We start from the raw sequence: 15,595 nt of genomic DNA on the forward strand, positions 1-15,595 counted from the left end.
CGACTACTCAGAAGGTAATATGAGTGACCAGTTAGCGCCGCCGAAATCGGAGTTTCCCGATCGTGAATCACAACTAGTCTACGAGCGAGATTTCTGGAAAGGACTGTTTGAAAATCTTGTTACTTTGTTTCCAGAACCTACGTTTGCGGTGACAAAAACTGGTGCAATAACACACTGGAATGAGGCGTGTACACGAATTACAGGCGTTGAAGAAGGGGCCGCAGTTGGACGGAATGTTAACGAAGTGGTCGGTGTGGAAGACGAGGGCGGCTCAACTATTGAACGTGCCATCAAAACTGAGACCGCAATCCGAGAGGCGGAGATCAAAAGCGGCGTCAGTGATGCTGGAGCAAAATGGCATACTCGCGATGTTGCAGTTCCATTATATGGTCCTGATGGTTCGATAGTCGGTGGATTCGAAGTTGCCAGCGAGGTTACCTCGATTATTGAGCAACAGAACGAACTTGAAGCGTTGCAATGGCAAATATCAGAGACCGTATTAGACGCTGCTCGATCGCTTGAGCAATCGAGTGAAACGGTTGCAGATAACAGCGAAGCGATTGCGATACTCACTGATGAACAGGTAACGAATACAAACGAGATTTCGGATGTGGTGTCGGATCTCAGTGCCACGATCGAAGAGATTGCAAGCACGGCCGTTGAGGTTGATAATCACAGCGAAGCAGTAGAAGAGACTGCATCGGAGTCACGGTCGTCCGCAGACCAAGTGCTGTCTCGGATGAAAAAAATAGATACTGCGGCCGATCGAGTTGAAGAGAATGCACAGACGCTGTTGGTGGCTATTGAAGAGATTGAAGATATCGTTGAGGTGATAGACAATATCGCAAGCGAGACAAACATTTTGGCACTCAACGCCTCAATCGAGGCAGCCAGAAGTGGCGATGCAGGAGACGGATTTGCAGTCGTTGCTCAGGAAGTAAAATCACTCGCCGAACAGTCACGGACGCAAGCAGGTGAGATCGAATCGATCGTCCAAGAGATTACAACGCTTGGCGAAGAGACTGCAGAGAGCATCGATGATGTCACTGAAGAGGTTGCGGCAGGAACACACGAGGTTGAACAGTCGATGGAAAACATGGATCGAATTGCAGAGTCGATTGTGGAGGTCTCAAGCGGAATCAAAGAGGTCGCCGAGGCGACAGACGAGCAAGCGGCAGGCACAGAAGAAGTTGCAAATATGATTGAAACGGCTGCAGGTCGGGCAGAACAGATTTCACAGGCCGCTGATGACATCGCTGAAACGACAAACAGACAAGAACAGACTGCGGAGGATGTTAAAGAGGCCGTGAAGCAGCTTGCACGAGATGTGGAAGATTCGATCGAGACCGTGGTTGAGGAACAAAGCCAGCAGAAAACGATCGGAACGAAGCCAAATCAATAGTTGATAGTAGGTACCCGTATCTAAGAGCACCTCATTTCGCCGTGTTATTATAAAATATCGTTAATATCCGTCCCACCTGATTCTCCGGGAATAATATCACCAAGTGCTGCACCGAGCGCGGCAGCAGCCCAAATAACTGTGATACGGGCGAACTGTTCGGCCTGAGAGGGGTCATCTGCAGCAAGTCGGCCCCACATAAGCAACATCGCCGTTGCGGTACAAAATGATACCAATAACACACCAAGATATCTCCGAGGGATAAAGCCAAAGATTGGTTTCGTAATCTGGACATCTCGAAAGTCAGCGTAGTACAGCAGTCCTGCCGCCATCATCAAAATAAAGAGTATATTTAAAAATAAAAAGATCGGGACGCTGAACAGTGTGAAATTCACAAACCATGCTGCGATTTCGAACACACCGTCTTCAACGAGTAATGGCAGTGCAAATACGACTGAGCCAACAAACGACTGTGCAACATCGCGAGTTGTATATTTACTAATCCGCTTGGTGAATGCTTTACTCCCAGGCATTCGCTCGACGAGGGCGATCGTTTGTTCAACTTTCCGTTTTTCAGTTGGGCTATCGACCGTTTCTTTGAGCGTATCTAGCTTGGTTAACAGATCCGAAACATCAGGGTTATCTGGAGCCTGGAAGTTCTTCTGTTGCTCACCATCCTCTGACATGGAACACAGTTATCAGCAAAGAAGATAAAAAGTGTAGAAATTAAAATCCGTGCAGTAATTCTCCGGAGTACGTTATAACGGTCGGACGCCGATGCCATGGAAGTCAGAATCTTCGTTTTCGGCATCAGGTGCGATGACTTGTTCTTGTTCGCGTGTCTCAACATTCATGACGGAGAAGCCTGGGATCTCCCCTTCTGCGGCGTGCGGATCGCCGGACTGTGGCTGTGGGCCACGGAGTGTGACGAACATGTACTCACCATCAGGTGAACCCCAAATAATGTCGGGTGCTGGACCGTAGTCGTCGATCGTGTCAATGACTTCATCGGTCTCTGGATCAAGAACAAGGCCGTTATCAGTCTCACGATTGAGCACCCACAGCTCGTCATTATCCGGGGTGAACCAGAAGCCGTGTGCATCATAGCCATCGGAGTCGCGGGAAACGGATTCCGTTTCAAAGTCGTCCGAATCAACAACATTTCCATCCGGATCGTATGGGCGGTGATCTTCAGTATCGAGGATATAGTACTCACCAACACCGCCTGTTGGCTCGTGGTTCGATGGTGCACCAGCAGTGAGATAGAACTTGTCGCCGTTTGGATGCGCCATTGTTCCACAGTTGGTTCGGAGCTGTTCTTTTGAGTAGACCTTCTCAATCTCGAAGCCTTCCCAATCAAACACAACAAGGCCTGCACCGTCAACTGATGGGCCAAGGGTGTGGTATGAATACTCGCCTGTGTAGTCGTGACAGATTGGATTTGCACTCTCGAACTCGTCCTCGTGGTCCTGCACTGCGTCTGCTTCGATTAGTTCGATCGTCTCTGTGATTTCAAACGCTTCGTCTTCGAGATTAGCATCGATACGCTTGATCGAACCTTCGCCGATGACGTCCACATGAATATACTGATCATCCGGCGTGAAGCCAGCAAAATGTGACCCAGCGCCAGTATCGAGTGCAGCGACAAGCTCGTGGTCTGCGGTTCGGAAGACGAGCGTCTGTGCACCGCCGGTACAGGCCACAGCAGCATACTCATAATCTGCTGTGAAGTCAATCATGTGAGGGACGTAGTCGGAGGCCTCAATGATGTCATCAAGATCGTCAAGAACAATCTCATCCGTGATCTCAAACTCTCGGTCTTCAGTTGGCTCGTACGTGTAGATGATATCTGTTCCCTGGTCTAGCGCCCAGACCTCATACGATGCGTCGTAGCTTGCTGGGGCGTCCTCCGTTTCTTCGGGCTCATCTGTTGGCTCATCCGTTGGTTCGTCTGTTGGATCCGCGCCATTTCCGTTTCCATCTCCATTGCCATCCTCACCAGCGCATCCTGCCAGTGCAATGCCAGTAACGACAGCACCGGACTGTAAGAATCGGCGGCGAGTTGTGTGATCTACCATACACAAAGGATCGTGTTACACTTTGAAATAACTGGCGTTTCAAGGCCTCTATCCCGTAAATATCGGTGATTAGCCGATATACCGGTAAGAATTGCAACCGCTCAAAACAAAACAAATCGATTAAAATATGAAACCTTGTCATTCGATGTTTTGTGTGTCGCATCGACAGTTTGCCCAGCGATTAACGGGCAACATTATCCTATTTCTAGGACAGGAATTGTGCCACGAGTACCAAAAGTCGGACAATATAAACGAGCCACCCACATGATGATCTGTATGGAGCCGGATGAGGTTCGCAACGACTGGGCGACCAGATCGGGGAAGTATTCACCAGCGTATTATGCGGAGGAGGGCCCAAATATTGTCAGTGAGACTCTTGTCGACGTAGTGTCTCACTATGGATCTGAAGCTGCGGAGATTCTTGAAATCGGCTGCGGCTCTGGACGCCATCTTGCACACATACGCGCACATGGGTTTTCCAATCTCACTGGAATCGACATTAATGAGTCCTCATTTACTGTTATGGAAGAGACGTATCCCGAACTTGCATCTACCGGCACGTTTCACACTGGCGCGATCGAAGAGCTAATTGGAGAGTTCGAGACTGGCAGGTTTGATATCGTCTTTTCGGTTGAAACGCTCCAACATATACATCCTGATGATGAATGGGTCTTCGAGGAGTGTCTTCGTATCACTGATGATCTATTGATTACTGCTGAAAACGAGGGGAACAGCCCAAATCGAGGTCGCAAAGAGACGCCAGTGAGCTATGTTGATGACTCGTTCCCGCTCTACCATCGCAATTGGAAACACGTCTTTAGCGAACTTGGCGCTGCACAACTTATTCGGAAACCGACTTCCCGCGACACAATTCGAGTGTTTCGATCGCTCTAACAAAAGAGTACTAAACAAGCACACGCTCAAGATTGACGACGGTGCCAGATGCTGCATCCGGGTCGCCAACAAATCGTCCTAAACAGATCGCAGTTCCGTTTGGTAGGTAGCACGCAACAAGCTGTCGCTGGCTTGGATCACCCTCTACACTGATTACACCGGGTGCATACACCGGCGCACCGTGAGCAACCTGCTCTGCGGCAGATGGTGCGATCGTTACCGATGGAAGCCCCGACAGTGCGCGCTCAGCTGGGGAGACGATCGATCGAAGCGGCTCCTCATCCCCGTCTGCTGCGAATGCAAGCGCATCAACCAGCTCATACATTGAGACAAGATCTGTATCATCGAACGGGTCGGTTGCAGTTCGTCGAAGGTGGCCCATATGCCCGCCAGTCCCTAATGCAAGCCCAAGGTCATGACAGAGCTTTCGAATGTATGTTCCACTTTCACAACGGACACGGAGCAGCACCTGTCTGTCGCGGATATCGAGGACAGCTAAGTCATATATTTCACGGACCCGGAGCCGCCGCGAGACGGCGCTTTTGCGTGGTGGCTTCTGGTACAGTGGCGCTTCAAACTCCGCAATCGTCTGCTCAATTGTTGCTGGTGCGGGCCCATGTAGTTCAAGCACAGCAACGTACTCTTTTGAGCCCTCAAGAAACACCTGTGCCATTCGCGTTGCGTCAGCAAGCAGTATCGGCAAGCAGCCAGTTACTTTTGGATCGAGGGTCCCTGCATGTGCAGCAGCTTCAATCGGTTCGACCCCGAGTTCCGTGCAGCCGTCGGCGATTGCATCTCGTGCCCATCCAGTAACTTGGTGTGCGGATGGTCCCGGCGGCTTATCCAGATTGACAACGCCAAACGAGAGGAGTTCTTCGATCGACCGATCAGCGGGGGCAGGGCGAAATGACATATTAGAAATCGTATGAGACGCCCGAAACCGTTGCTTTTCCTTCGTCGCTGTCCGGATCGTACGAGTCGATTGCCGTTGTAAGCATCCCTAAGACCCCTTCTGGGCTCCAGCGCGCAGTGTTGTATGCGATATCGTAGATCGTCAGATCACCAATGTTGATATTGTAGTACGCTTGATATCGTTTTCCCTCGCTTTGCTCACGGCGGTTCGTCTCCGCTGCTGCAACGTCTACTGGTTTTCCCTCCCGATCTGCGATTCGCTCAGCGCGAATCTGCAATGGTGCATCAAGCCAGATTTTAATATCAGCGTAGTCACCTGCAAGCCAGCCTGCAAGCCGCGATTCTAAAAGTACGTCGTCACGTTCGATCGCAATCTGGCGAAGCCGTCGATCGAGTTCAGGATCGATCGACTCGTCGCTTTCTGCGTGCTCGTTAAACTCAACTGGCGTCATGTCGTTCTCTGCAGCCATCTCTCGAAAAATATCGCCACCAGAGATGTGCTCGAGATTAAATGAGTCCGCAAGCGCCGCTGCAGTGGTGCTTTTCCCACTGCCCGGCGGTCCGGAGACAGTCAGTAACATATGTACTCTCCGCGGGTGTCCCTAAAAGAGGTTATCCTTCAGCGGTGGTGTGGTTGATAGTAGCGAAGGGTGAGACCGATTATGAGGCCGTTGGACTCATGCTAATATTAAGCCCTTTCTGGATAATCTGTGTGAACGCCATTGAGCAGAGGAAGTACCACACAATCCACATCTGGATCGGGCCAATAATCCCGGTCGTCCACGTGACCTCGCCAGCAAATGGGACGACAAGCGTTCCAAGCTCTGCACCTTGGCCGTCCCATACTCTCCAGTAGAGCCACAGGAACGCAGGGATTGTAAGGAACATAATCCAGACCATCGGCCGGAACTGTTCTTTCATCATGCCGATCTGGTCGCCCATCATCTCCATCTGTTGCTCTTGGAGTCGGTCCATCTCCTCATCGTCGCCGGACTTTCTGGCTTCCTTGCGTCGACTCGACATATCTTTCATCCGTGCTTGGTACTCGCCCATCTTCTCCATATCCATTAGCCCAACACGGAGCAGTGAGGAGTACAGACCGGTTGCAAGTGCAAGGACCATAATCACCGCATAGAACGGTAACACTGCGTCGATCGGTCCAATCACAAGGTCAACAGAGGTGCCGATTACGTCACGGACGGAGCTAAACGCGTAGCCGATGAACAAAAGCAGTGTAAAGAGACCAGCGCCTTTGTCCCATTTTGTCCATGAGGTTGTCTCAATCTCTTCATACTCATAATCCGATTCAGCTTCAAGCCCTGCTTGGACACCCGTTATATCTTCGATTCGGAATCCCTCGTCACCATCAACGAGAATCTCCTTTTCGATGAGTCGGCCCCACTGACCGCTTGTGATGTCGTCGCGGACATCCACCCATTTCACATCTCCGCCCTCTGCTCGTTCAAGGACGGTTTCAATGGCCGAACGCATCTCTTTGCTCTCGCGAGCGAGCGTTCGGACTTTCGACTCGATTCTACTCATTACCACGTGGTTGGCAACCAGCCGTTAAGAACCTTTTACTCTGCGCTCACCAGACAGCGATAAAAACGAACTGTGAAACGTATTATTCGACAATTGCTGCGATTCGATCGAAGACAGTATCTGGATCAGCCTCACCGTCGACTTCGACCAACGATCCTTCCTCACGGTAGTGTTCAATGACGGGTGCGGTGTTATCTTCGTAGACACGGAGACGCTCTCGGACCACATCTTCGGTGTCATCGTCACGCTGGACGAGACGCTCTCGAATCTCATCGTCGTCTGGCATATTGAATTCGGTGTGGTAGATATCTCCCGTCTCAGGATCCATCCGGCGACCGGTCAGTCGGCGAACGAGCTCATCCTCACCCACGTTCAGATAGATAACTGCGTCAAGTTCCGTAATCTCGGTGAGATACTCTGCCTGTGAGAGATTCCGCGGATACCCATCAAGCACGTATCCATCCGCAGACGAGAGAGCTTCATTAACGATTTCGTTAACGAGTCCATCCGGGACCAGTTCACCAGCGTCCATATACTCTCGCGGCGTGCCATACTCAGTCTCCATATCCTTGTTTGCACGGAGCGCATCACCGGTTGTGACGTGCTCAATATCGTATGCATCCGCAAGTCGTTTGCTCTGTGTTCCTTTTCCAGCTCCCGGTGCGCCGAGCAGTAAAATCCGCGGTTCCATATCTGTACCCACCATGGCGATGCTTAAATGTTTGAAGAAACGGATGGGATTCGCCGGAGAGTTTCAACAGTCACATGTGACAGAATGCCACAGAGATATCGGCAGATGTTACAGCAAGAAGCGACAGGTGTAAACATACGTCTCTCAAAAGCGTACACAGAGAATGGCCGATCGACACGTGTCTTCACCACCAACTGAATCACCGCTTCGACACCTCCTTTGGAGCAGATTTCAGCAGATAATGGATCTTGATCGTGGATGGCAAGCGGTGATTTTGGGGCTGGTGATCGTTGGCCTCCAGTTTGTTATACAGCTGATCTGAATGGGCGCTGTCGAGTATCTGCGGAGATATTTTCCGGGGTTTCTGACACTTGTTGCCGGTGCTGCTGTCGCATATGCAACTGCGTCAGTGAGTCCGCTGCTCAACCCCCTTGTTGTTGCTGTCGCGGTTGGCGTGGTTGTTGGGAATACGATCGGTGTTCCGCAGTGGGCAGCGCCGGGGGTTGATCTTCGCCGACTCTTTCTTGAAACAGGGATTGTTCTGTTAGGTGCCAGTATTGCAGTTTCAGAGCTGCTTGCTGCGGGGCCTCGGCTTGCACTACTTGTCTGTGCCACGGTTGCATTTGGAGTCATGCTCGTTGAGCTACTGGGTCGCGTTGTTTTTCGGCTCTCCGGACATCTTCCGTCACTGTTAGCCGCTGGCTCAAGCATCTGTGGTGTCTCAGCAGTCGCTGCGATTGGGCGGGTAATCGGCGCAAAAGACAGCTACCTTGCGCTCGCAGCCGCGACGGTGCTGCTTTTTGATGCACTCACACTCGTTGCGTTTCCGATCGCTGGAAGCGCACTCGGGCTCTCAAGTATTGAGTTCGGTATCTGGGCGGGGCTGAGTATGTTCAGCACCGGCCCAGTCGCTGCAGCAGGCTTTGCACACTCACCCGAAGCAGGACAGTGGGCAACAATCACAAAACTCGCTCGGAACTCACTGCTTGGCGTCGTTGCGATCGGCTACTCAGCAATATACGCACGAAAGTATGCTGATACAACAGTCAGCGCGAACGATCCATCAGTTGCGCGGTTGTGGAGCGATTTCCCGAAGTTCCTGGTCGGGTTCATACTCGTAGCTGTGATTGCAAATGTGGGTGTGCTATCACCCGCTTCGATCGATTCGCTTGGAACCGTCACTGATTGGCTGTTTATTCTCGCATTCGTTGGACTTGGAACATCGATTCAGGCGCGGACAATGCGAGCGGCCGGTGCAACACCGATTCTACTTGTGCTCGTCTATCTGCTCTGTGTGTCCGCGATTTCTCTTGTCGCAGTTCGACTGCTCTTTTGAGAACAAACCCAAACCCCAATGAATTTGAGCAAACCACGCCGAATACAACACCATGACCCGTTTTGATGCCGCGACCCCAACCGAACGGCGGAAGCTGTTTGCAGATGCAATCACGGCACACCGAAAGCGGAACAGTCCATTTCTAACGGTTGAGCCGGGCGAATTACCGTCAGACGCAGATGAGGAGCTCATTCCATGGATTCAGTTCACTGAAAAAACGTTCGCTATGGACTGTACCGATGCAGAGCTCGATCGACTCAAATCGCTGGTGTCCGAGTTTCCTGAGTTTCGAATTGAGTCGCTTGACAGCCCAGACGAAGCGGAGGGAACACATGCTCGAATCTCAGCGCGATCGGATGCAAACCGCCTTGCCTCGTTCATGGATGCGGCATTCCAACGAGTGTACGGATATGACGACACCTTCACTGCGTGGGTTGTTGCAATTTGATGTAGAGAGGGAATCATCTTTGAGGGTGGCACACAAAGTCGAGTACAATGGCAGATACACTCCTTTCGCGACCGATCGTCCCAGTAGCAAACCCGGAAGATGCAAAACTCACGTATGAACGGTTACGGCCACGGTTGCCCGCTGATTCGGTGCCACTCTTTGTCAACGTGATTCAAAAGTCCGGTGGTGGAATTGACAAAGCGCCACTAGGGCGTATGCGGGAGTTGGGTGAAGAGATATTCGAACACGTTGGCTCGTTGGCGACCGAAGATGGGCTCACCGTAGAAACAAAACAGCTGTATGGAACTGATGTTGCAGAGGCGATTATTGAGGCTGGAGACGAATATGATGCAAGCGCGATCGTTTTTACATCCCGTGGCGGGAACAAGTGGATCGATCTCCTCTCAGGAGGTATCCGAAGTACACTTGTTGCAGAAGCAAATATCCCGGTTGTTGTGCTTCCAACTGACGTCGATACCGATCCGAACTAATACATCCTCAGCTGTTGTCCGCAGTGCCGGTAAGCGACCCTTCCTGTTTCATTCGAGTGTAGAGATACACAATATGTGTGATTGCTGGAATAATAACACCGAAAATACCCCAGAGTGCGGCATAACCAAGCGATTTCCCGCGTTCGCGGGCATCTCGATACACCCACACCGATGCAGCGATCGTGATTCCATACACCGCGATAAAGTATGCCCATGTCCGGAGCGTATCAATAAGCAGTGGTGTCGATACGACAAGTAGCTCAGCCAGGTCGCTCACCAGTACAGTACCCAATTCCATTCGTTATCTGACTCTCTCACCCAATTCAAAAGAGGGTAGCGATCCGCGACAACAGGCGTTATCGTGTGCCAATCGTTGGGTCGGTGAGATTCGCAGACACCACAAAATCAGGCTCATCTGCGATCGGGACACGTGCCGCAGCAGTATCGCCAACCCATCGGGCGCTTTCAGGTATCAACACCCGAGTCCGATCGGCACCGATCGAGGCTGCATCTGCTTCGATTGCACGGTACACTGCTTCAGCAGCAGACTCGCTCTCCCACGCTGCAACGGCGTACTCGGTCCATGTTTCGGTGTCGCTGTCACTGCCACTGTTGCTGTTGCTGTCGCTGTCGCTGTTGGTCTGTTGCTCAAATGTTCGGGTTCGGTAAGTGAACCCGACTGTCTTTCCATCAAACACTGTCAAGAGCCGATCCTCATCAGCCGCTGCTACAAGCTGCGCGCGCGTGAGTGCAGACAACGACCAAGACTCCACCTCGTCCAAGGCGATCCCTCGAAGCGCATCACGGGTTGCAGACTCCTGCCAGAACGACCATGCAGCAGTCGCGTCCGGCTTAACAGTCAGTTTGGGTTCCGAGTCGGCATTCGGTTCGGGATGTGTGAACCTGAACTCTGTCGTCGGCTCAAACCCGACCGATCGGGACTGTCCTAACCCTGCAACGTTCCACGAAAACACCATTGCACGGACAACAGTTGCACCCTGGCTTCGGCACCAGTTGAACATCGCATTCGAGAGCTGTTTTGAGACGCCTCTTCCGCGGTATGTTGGGTTGACACGAAGCCCCTGTGCCCAGCCTTCGTACTCCGAAAGCAGCACTGCTTGACAGATTCCTGCAATGTCTTCGCCATCGTTCACGTCGAGGACAAATGTGCGCTGTGTCTCGCCGTCGGTTTCGATCCATTCGGAGAACACACGTGGAATATAATCATTACCCTCCCGATCGCTCCACGTATCTGTGGTAAAGCCAACAACAGCATCCTCATCGGACGCTTTGGCCTGTCGAACGGTAATTGTCGGTTCTGATGCGGTCATCGCCACGGTTGTGACTCCTCGGTGATCTCACCGGCGAGACTCTCACCCATTGCAGCTGCGATCGCAGATTGGTCGCGTACACTATCGCCATCGAGATTTGCGAGCGCCCACATGAGTTTGACTTTGGCAGTTCCCGGGAGCGTGTCACCCGCTTCAACAACACCTGCATCGAGCAAGTCGCGGCCAGTGTCATAGACACGATCGCAGACACGACCCTCCAAACACTGACTTGTCATGACGACGGTTGTGCCGTCGGTAATGAGCGCTTCAATGCGTGGAATGAGATCCGTATGAACATGGCCCAGACCCGTTCCCTCTATTACAACGCCTGCTTTTCCATCAAGATAGTCCCATGCAGCAGGGTCCATCCCTGGCGTGAACTTAACCAGCTCGACAGCAGACTCAAGCTCATTGTTCAGTGTGAGCGTTGCATCGTCGCGTTTCGTATATGATCGAGCAAACTCGATACCCTCGGTTGCAACGTCACCCTGAGAACCTGCTTTTGCGGCGGTCTCGTAAGTCACGGTCCCGAGCGGTTTGTTCCCGATCGTTTCAAACGCATCTCGCCGTGAGGTGTGGTTCTTTCTGACGCGTGTCCCACGATGTAATGCGCAGTAGTCGTCATTCTCGCTGCCGTGCATACAGACAAGCACCTCCGCACAGTCCGATTTCGCGGCCTCGACGGCACAGATTGCATTCATTACATTGTCCGAGGATGGCCGATCGGCCGATCGCTGACTGCCTGTAAAGACGATCGGAACGGGCGTCTCCAGCATGAATGAGAGCGCAGCCGCAGAGTACTGCATTGTATCAGTACCGTGCATGACGACAACACCATCTGCGCCGGCTTCGATCTCCTCGTACGCCGCTGTTGCAAGCGCTTGCCAGATCGAGGGGTCCATGTTCTCCGAAAGGATATTTGCGACGACGCGGCCGCGATAGTTGGCTCGGCCTGCTAGCTCTGGAACCGCACGAAGAACATCTTCGGCATCAAACTGTGCGGTTACGGCACCGGTTCGGTAGTCAACGGTGGATGCAATTGTTCCACCGGTTGAAATGAGCGAAATTGTGGGGAGGTCGTCGTCAAATGTGATCTCAGAGACTTCACTATCATCGCTACCATCGCCGGATTCACCGACCGCGTATACATCCGACTCAAGAATGTCAATATCTGCATCCTCACGGCTGATACCAATATTGTATCCGCCGTCGATTTTGAGCACAAGATGGTCGCTGTCAGATGATGGCATCAGTACGCCTTCATTTGTGACATCCGCATGGGTAACGCGAATACGATCGCCTGGTTGCATACGCTACCGTTTCCGGCCAGCAGACTTGAAACCAACCTTTCGATCCGGGTGGCACAACAGCCAAGAGCATTGGTCTCCAACGAAGGATATGCAACGCTCAGATACTCGCTCTACTACCGACGAGAGCCAAGAGCGCACTGCACCTCATTCGCTTTCGGATATCGGCTCTGATTTGCAGGCAGACACCGCAACGGAGCAAAGCACGTCCTCACGCGTTGGAATGGACGGATCGTGGTTCTCGGTGAAATTTCTGCTTGCGTCTGTGTTACTGATCGGAACCGGTGCCGTTCTTGGCGGGATGATTCCGATTGTTGGAGCACTGGGTCGAATCGGCGGTGTCTTTTTGGCTGCGTTTTTGCTTGGAACCGTTACAAACACCACTCGATACGTTGAGACTGGTGTGGCTGGTGCAGGTGTGGTTGCACTCTCGTTTGCGATCGGACTGCTCTCCGTTGGCGTCTTACCCGTTGGATTAGACTTCCTGCAGCAGTACGGTATCGGGTTTTCTGCGCTTGGAGCTGCTATCGGTGGGCTCACGGCAGTTGTTGGACACTACTTCGGGCGCGACCTTCGATCAGGATTGACCGATGAAATTCCCTCGAAAAACTGACTGTTCACTGTATCTGAAAACTAACTACGTACTGAACGTCCCTCTCTTTCGGTATGTCTCTGAGCCTCCCAAATCCATGGGAGAACGTCGAAGATGCCGACTGGCTCCATCTCACAGACGGTGAGCAGGTCAAGTGGAGCGGCCGTCCATCTCGATACACAATTGCACCCGTCATTGCCGGTGGAATACTCCTTGCAGCGGCGGGAATATTTATTACGTGGTGGTTCAGACCCGTTGCTGTTGAATCAATTGCACCCGATGTATTCGGATTTGCGCCGCTTTTGATCTCCGCTGTTGGCGTGTCGATCGCACTTGGTGTCTATTTGAATTGGCTTCGGCTGTTGTATGTGATCACTGATGAGGAGATATACGTCAAACACGGATTGATTTCACGAGATGTGACACAGGTCCGGCTCGATCGGGTGCAGAACACGGCATACAACCAGTCAGTTATTGAGCGATCGCTCAACTACGGCAACGTACGAATCTACACTGCTGGAACAAGCACGGAGGATATCACGCTTGATCATGTGCCAGCACCAGCTCGCGTCAATCGGATTCTGACAGAGTTGCTGAGCAACGAATCACGATCGCGTCACTATACGCTGACAAAATAACGTCGTATCATCGAATCTCCCATCTGTTTGCTCTGTCAGTAATAACACCTAATTCTTTGAGTCGAGTCAACGCACCCTCCACAACGTGTGCGGGTGCATTCACTTGTTGTGTTATTGCATCCGTTCGACCGTCAGTGCCGTCGATCGCTGCAAGAACCTCTGCATAGAACCGACTATCGGAGTTTGTGCCGAGTTGGTCGTTGAGTCGATCGAGAAGGTCGGTTATTCGCCCATGTACCCATCGCTGTGCTAATGACAGTTCGTTCTCAAGCGATTGGAGCTCGCTGAACTCGTTGGCTAACTCCGAGAGCGAATCTGAGTTTCCGTTTGGCGTTGTGTCAATCGAAAGATGTGGACATCGCCCGGACATATCCAGCGATGAGCTGGCAGGATACGCACTTTTGGCACCAAAGCCATAGGGCGACACATTGACCTCAAGTCGCAGGCTTCGAGAGATATGGAAGTATTTTCGACGCTGATCATCAGTGTGGCTCTCGATTAGGCCTGCCTCTTCAAGCTTTCTGAGGTGGTCAATAACGGCTTTGGGACTGACACCGAGGTACTCGCTGATCTCGGTTACGTAACACGGTTTGTGTGACAACAGCCGGAGAATCCGCCGGCGGTTCTCATTGCCAAGGAGATCTAACAGTACCGCAGAGTCCATTAACCGGAGGTAAGTCTTTGGACTTGAAAACCTTGTCTACCACGAAACTGTTATATTTTTGATGGCTGCTCAAGCCGATCGAACATCCAACTGGCAAGCAGCACCGAGCCGATCGAGAGCGAAACAGTTGCTGTCGCAAGGAATAGACCCGGTTCATACCGAATCGGTGGATGATAGCCAAATCCATAGTCGAAAATGTCGTTCACGAGTAACAGCCCAAGCGATGTGATGAGTGCACCACGTGTTGTCTTCCCATAGTGTGGAATCACAAACGCGAGGACAACAAAGAGCAGATGCGTGAATAGAATAAACCAATACGCGTACAGCGAGGCAATATCAAACCCAATATACAAATCAACGCGGCGATTGAGCGCGACGAACGTCCAGAGCCCATACTTTACCAACCAGACAAATGCAAACGTGTGCAGGTACGCTAACGGGAGGTTGATAGGCGCATCGCGGAGTCGATTGTTGAGGTTTGGAAGGAGTGTCGCAAGCGACAGTGTGGCAAGTGCAATCGCGGTTGGAGAATCTGCATACAGCGGCCACAGAAACGTCGGAACCGAGGGCATTGTTTCAACATAGTAGAGGATACCAACGAGAAACGCCATTGCATTAAGCAGCAGCAGGACGACCAAACTTGGTGCATTTGAGAGATAGTATTCCGCAGATTTTTCAGAGATTGGTCGTCGAAGCGAAGCCATTGTGTATCGTATTGTATACGTTTTCTCAAAGTGGTTACTGTCAAAAGACAGCCAACCAACGGTAATAAAATGACACATAGTTTTTTTAATAGATTATCCTAAGCGGTTGACACCATGCAACCGAGGCGGTTACAGACTCCAAAAAACCTTGTTGAGCAGTGGGATACTGTTTTCACCGCACTGTCAGAAGAGCCTCGTCGACAGCTTGTAGCATCACTAAGCGATGCAGACCGCGATGCCAGTGTATCGCTTCCACTCGCAGCGATGTCACCAACAATTGGCCCGGATGCAGAGACGCTTACTATTGAACTCTACCATCAACATCTCCCACTACTTGCCCGACACGGATTTGTTGAATGGGATGAGGAAAAAGACCGTGCGTGGAGAGGACCGAATTTTACTCAGGTAGAGATAGTGATGAACTTGCTGCAGCAAAACGCAGTCGTGCTTCCGGATTCGCTTGTCTATGGGTGTCAGCGACTAGAGCGTGAGCGGAGAAATGCCTGAGGTAAGCACGTTAGCGTTCTGTTTGAAATTCAGCCGTAGTAGTTGGTGAATTATCGTCAAA

The 15,595-nt window shown here is 51.7% G+C and carries 20 protein-coding genes; 9 read left to right on the forward strand and 11 right to left on the reverse strand.

Translation table 11 applies throughout. From position 1 onward, the window contains the following. Positions 1–19: 19 nt before the first annotated feature. On the forward strand, positions 20–1,402 hold the full coding sequence (locus AArcSt2_RS05360; RefSeq protein ID WP_250583345.1) for a methyl-accepting chemotaxis protein: 1,383 nt from the start codon (positions 20–22) through the stop codon (positions 1,400–1,402). A gap of 47 nt (positions 1,403–1,449) precedes the next feature. On the opposite strand, the gene AArcSt2_RS05365 is transcribed toward AArcSt2_RS05360, so the two are convergent. Continuing rightward, entirely contained in the window at positions 1,450–2,085 is a 636-nt protein-coding gene (locus AArcSt2_RS05365; RefSeq protein ID WP_250583346.1) for a DUF2391 family protein, read from the reverse strand. A gap of 72 nt (positions 2,086–2,157) precedes the next feature. Next, positions 2,158–3,477, reverse strand: a complete 1,320-nt coding sequence (locus AArcSt2_RS05370) for a YncE family protein (RefSeq protein WP_250583347.1) — start codon at positions 3,475–3,477, stop codon at positions 2,158–2,160. A gap of 276 nt (positions 3,478–3,753) precedes the next feature. Here AArcSt2_RS05370 and AArcSt2_RS05375 point away from each other — a divergent pair, with 276 nt between their 5' ends. After that, positions 3,754–4,371 (forward strand): class I SAM-dependent methyltransferase, encoded by a 618-nt coding sequence (locus tag AArcSt2_RS05375; RefSeq protein WP_250583348.1) that lies wholly within the window; start codon positions 3,754–3,756, stop codon positions 4,369–4,371. A 10-nt stretch (positions 4,372–4,381) separates the two neighbouring features. Here AArcSt2_RS05375 and AArcSt2_RS05380 read toward each other — a convergent pair whose 3' ends face one another. From AArcSt2_RS05380 to AArcSt2_RS05395, 4 genes are all read right to left on the reverse strand, one after another. After that, entirely contained in the window at positions 4,382–5,284 is a 903-nt protein-coding gene (locus tag AArcSt2_RS05380) for an RNA-guided pseudouridylation complex pseudouridine synthase subunit Cbf5 (protein ID WP_250583349.1), read from the reverse strand. 1 nt (position 5,285) lies between these two features. Continuing rightward, the gene (cmk, locus tag AArcSt2_RS05385) at positions 5,286–5,864 is read right to left on the reverse strand and encodes a (d)CMP kinase (protein ID WP_174654361.1); all 579 of its coding nucleotides are present in this window, start codon (positions 5,862–5,864) and stop codon (positions 5,286–5,288) included. Between the two features lie 79 nt (positions 5,865–5,943). Beyond that, positions 5,944–6,825: a DUF106 domain-containing protein gene (locus tag AArcSt2_RS05390; RefSeq protein WP_250583350.1), complete on the reverse strand. Its 882-nt coding sequence runs from the start codon at positions 6,823–6,825 to the stop codon at positions 5,944–5,946. Positions 6,826–6,907: 82 nt separating this feature from the next. After that, positions 6,908–7,516 carry an adenylate kinase gene (locus tag AArcSt2_RS05395; RefSeq protein WP_250583351.1) on the reverse strand — a complete coding sequence of 203 codons (609 nt, stop codon included), beginning with the start codon at positions 7,514–7,516 and terminating at the stop codon, positions 6,908–6,910. Between the two features lie 163 nt (positions 7,517–7,679). Between AArcSt2_RS05395 and AArcSt2_RS05400 the strand changes: the two genes are divergently transcribed. From AArcSt2_RS05400 to AArcSt2_RS05415, 4 genes are read left to right on the forward strand one after another with little or no spacing between them, the layout of a single operon-like run. Then, a complete protein-coding gene (locus AArcSt2_RS05400; protein ID WP_174654365.1) occupies positions 7,680–7,838 on the forward strand; it encodes a hypothetical protein in 159 nt (52 codons plus the stop codon). Continuing rightward, positions 7,839–8,852, forward strand: coding sequence for a YeiH family protein (locus tag AArcSt2_RS05405; RefSeq protein ID WP_250583352.1), 1,014 nt, complete (start codon positions 7,839–7,841; stop codon positions 8,850–8,852). Positions 8,853–8,904: 52 nt separating this feature from the next. Continuing rightward, positions 8,905–9,300: a DUF7975 family protein gene (locus tag AArcSt2_RS05410; protein WP_250583353.1), complete on the forward strand. Its 396-nt coding sequence runs from the start codon at positions 8,905–8,907 to the stop codon at positions 9,298–9,300. Between the two features lie 47 nt (positions 9,301–9,347). Next, positions 9,348–9,791 (forward strand): universal stress protein, encoded by a 444-nt coding sequence (locus AArcSt2_RS05415; RefSeq protein WP_250583354.1) that lies wholly within the window; start codon positions 9,348–9,350, stop codon positions 9,789–9,791. Positions 9,792–9,798: 7 nt separating this feature from the next. Here the strand turns inward: AArcSt2_RS05415 and AArcSt2_RS05420 are convergent, their stop codons facing one another. From AArcSt2_RS05420 to gatD, 3 genes are read right to left on the reverse strand one after another with little or no spacing between them, the layout of a single operon-like run. Further along, positions 9,799–10,089: a hypothetical protein gene (locus AArcSt2_RS05420; protein ID WP_174654369.1), complete on the reverse strand. Its 291-nt coding sequence runs from the start codon at positions 10,087–10,089 to the stop codon at positions 9,799–9,801. Between the two features lie 58 nt (positions 10,090–10,147). Next, entirely contained in the window at positions 10,148–11,122 is a 975-nt protein-coding gene (locus AArcSt2_RS05425; RefSeq protein WP_250583355.1) for a GNAT family N-acetyltransferase, read from the reverse strand. Beyond that, positions 11,119–12,432, reverse strand: a complete 1,314-nt coding sequence (gatD, locus tag AArcSt2_RS05430; protein ID WP_250583356.1) for a Glu-tRNA(Gln) amidotransferase subunit GatD — start codon at positions 12,430–12,432, stop codon at positions 11,119–11,121. Before gatD ends, AArcSt2_RS05425 begins: the two co-directional genes overlap by 4 nt. A gap of 88 nt (positions 12,433–12,520) precedes the next feature. On the opposite strand from gatD, the gene AArcSt2_RS05435 reads away from it, so the two are divergent. Together AArcSt2_RS05435 and AArcSt2_RS05440 are read left to right on the forward strand one after the other, a co-directional pair. Beyond that, on the forward strand, positions 12,521–13,042 hold the full coding sequence (locus AArcSt2_RS05435; RefSeq protein WP_174654372.1) for a hypothetical protein: 522 nt from the start codon (positions 12,521–12,523) through the stop codon (positions 13,040–13,042). A gap of 53 nt (positions 13,043–13,095) precedes the next feature. Then, positions 13,096–13,659, forward strand: a complete 564-nt coding sequence (locus AArcSt2_RS05440) for a PH domain-containing protein (protein WP_250583357.1) — start codon at positions 13,096–13,098, stop codon at positions 13,657–13,659. Positions 13,660–13,666: 7 nt separating this feature from the next. Here the strand turns inward: AArcSt2_RS05440 and AArcSt2_RS05445 are convergent, their stop codons facing one another. Next, on the reverse strand, positions 13,667–14,323 hold the full coding sequence (locus AArcSt2_RS05445; protein WP_174654375.1) for an ArsR/SmtB family transcription factor: 657 nt from the start codon (positions 14,321–14,323) through the stop codon (positions 13,667–13,669). 50 nt (positions 14,324–14,373) lie between these two features. After that, a complete protein-coding gene (locus tag AArcSt2_RS05450; protein ID WP_174654376.1) occupies positions 14,374–15,027 on the reverse strand; it encodes a DUF1405 domain-containing protein in 654 nt (217 codons plus the stop codon). A gap of 114 nt (positions 15,028–15,141) precedes the next feature. On the opposite strand from AArcSt2_RS05450, the gene AArcSt2_RS05455 reads away from it, so the two are divergent. After that, on the forward strand, positions 15,142–15,534 hold the full coding sequence (locus tag AArcSt2_RS05455) for a DUF7344 domain-containing protein (RefSeq protein WP_250583358.1): 393 nt from the start codon (positions 15,142–15,144) through the stop codon (positions 15,532–15,534). Positions 15,535–15,595 lie beyond the last annotated feature (61 nt).

Source organism: Natronocalculus amylovorans (genome assembly GCF_023638035.1).
GTDB lineage: Archaea > Halobacteriota > Halobacteria > Halobacteriales > Haloferacaceae > Natronocalculus > Natronocalculus amylovorans.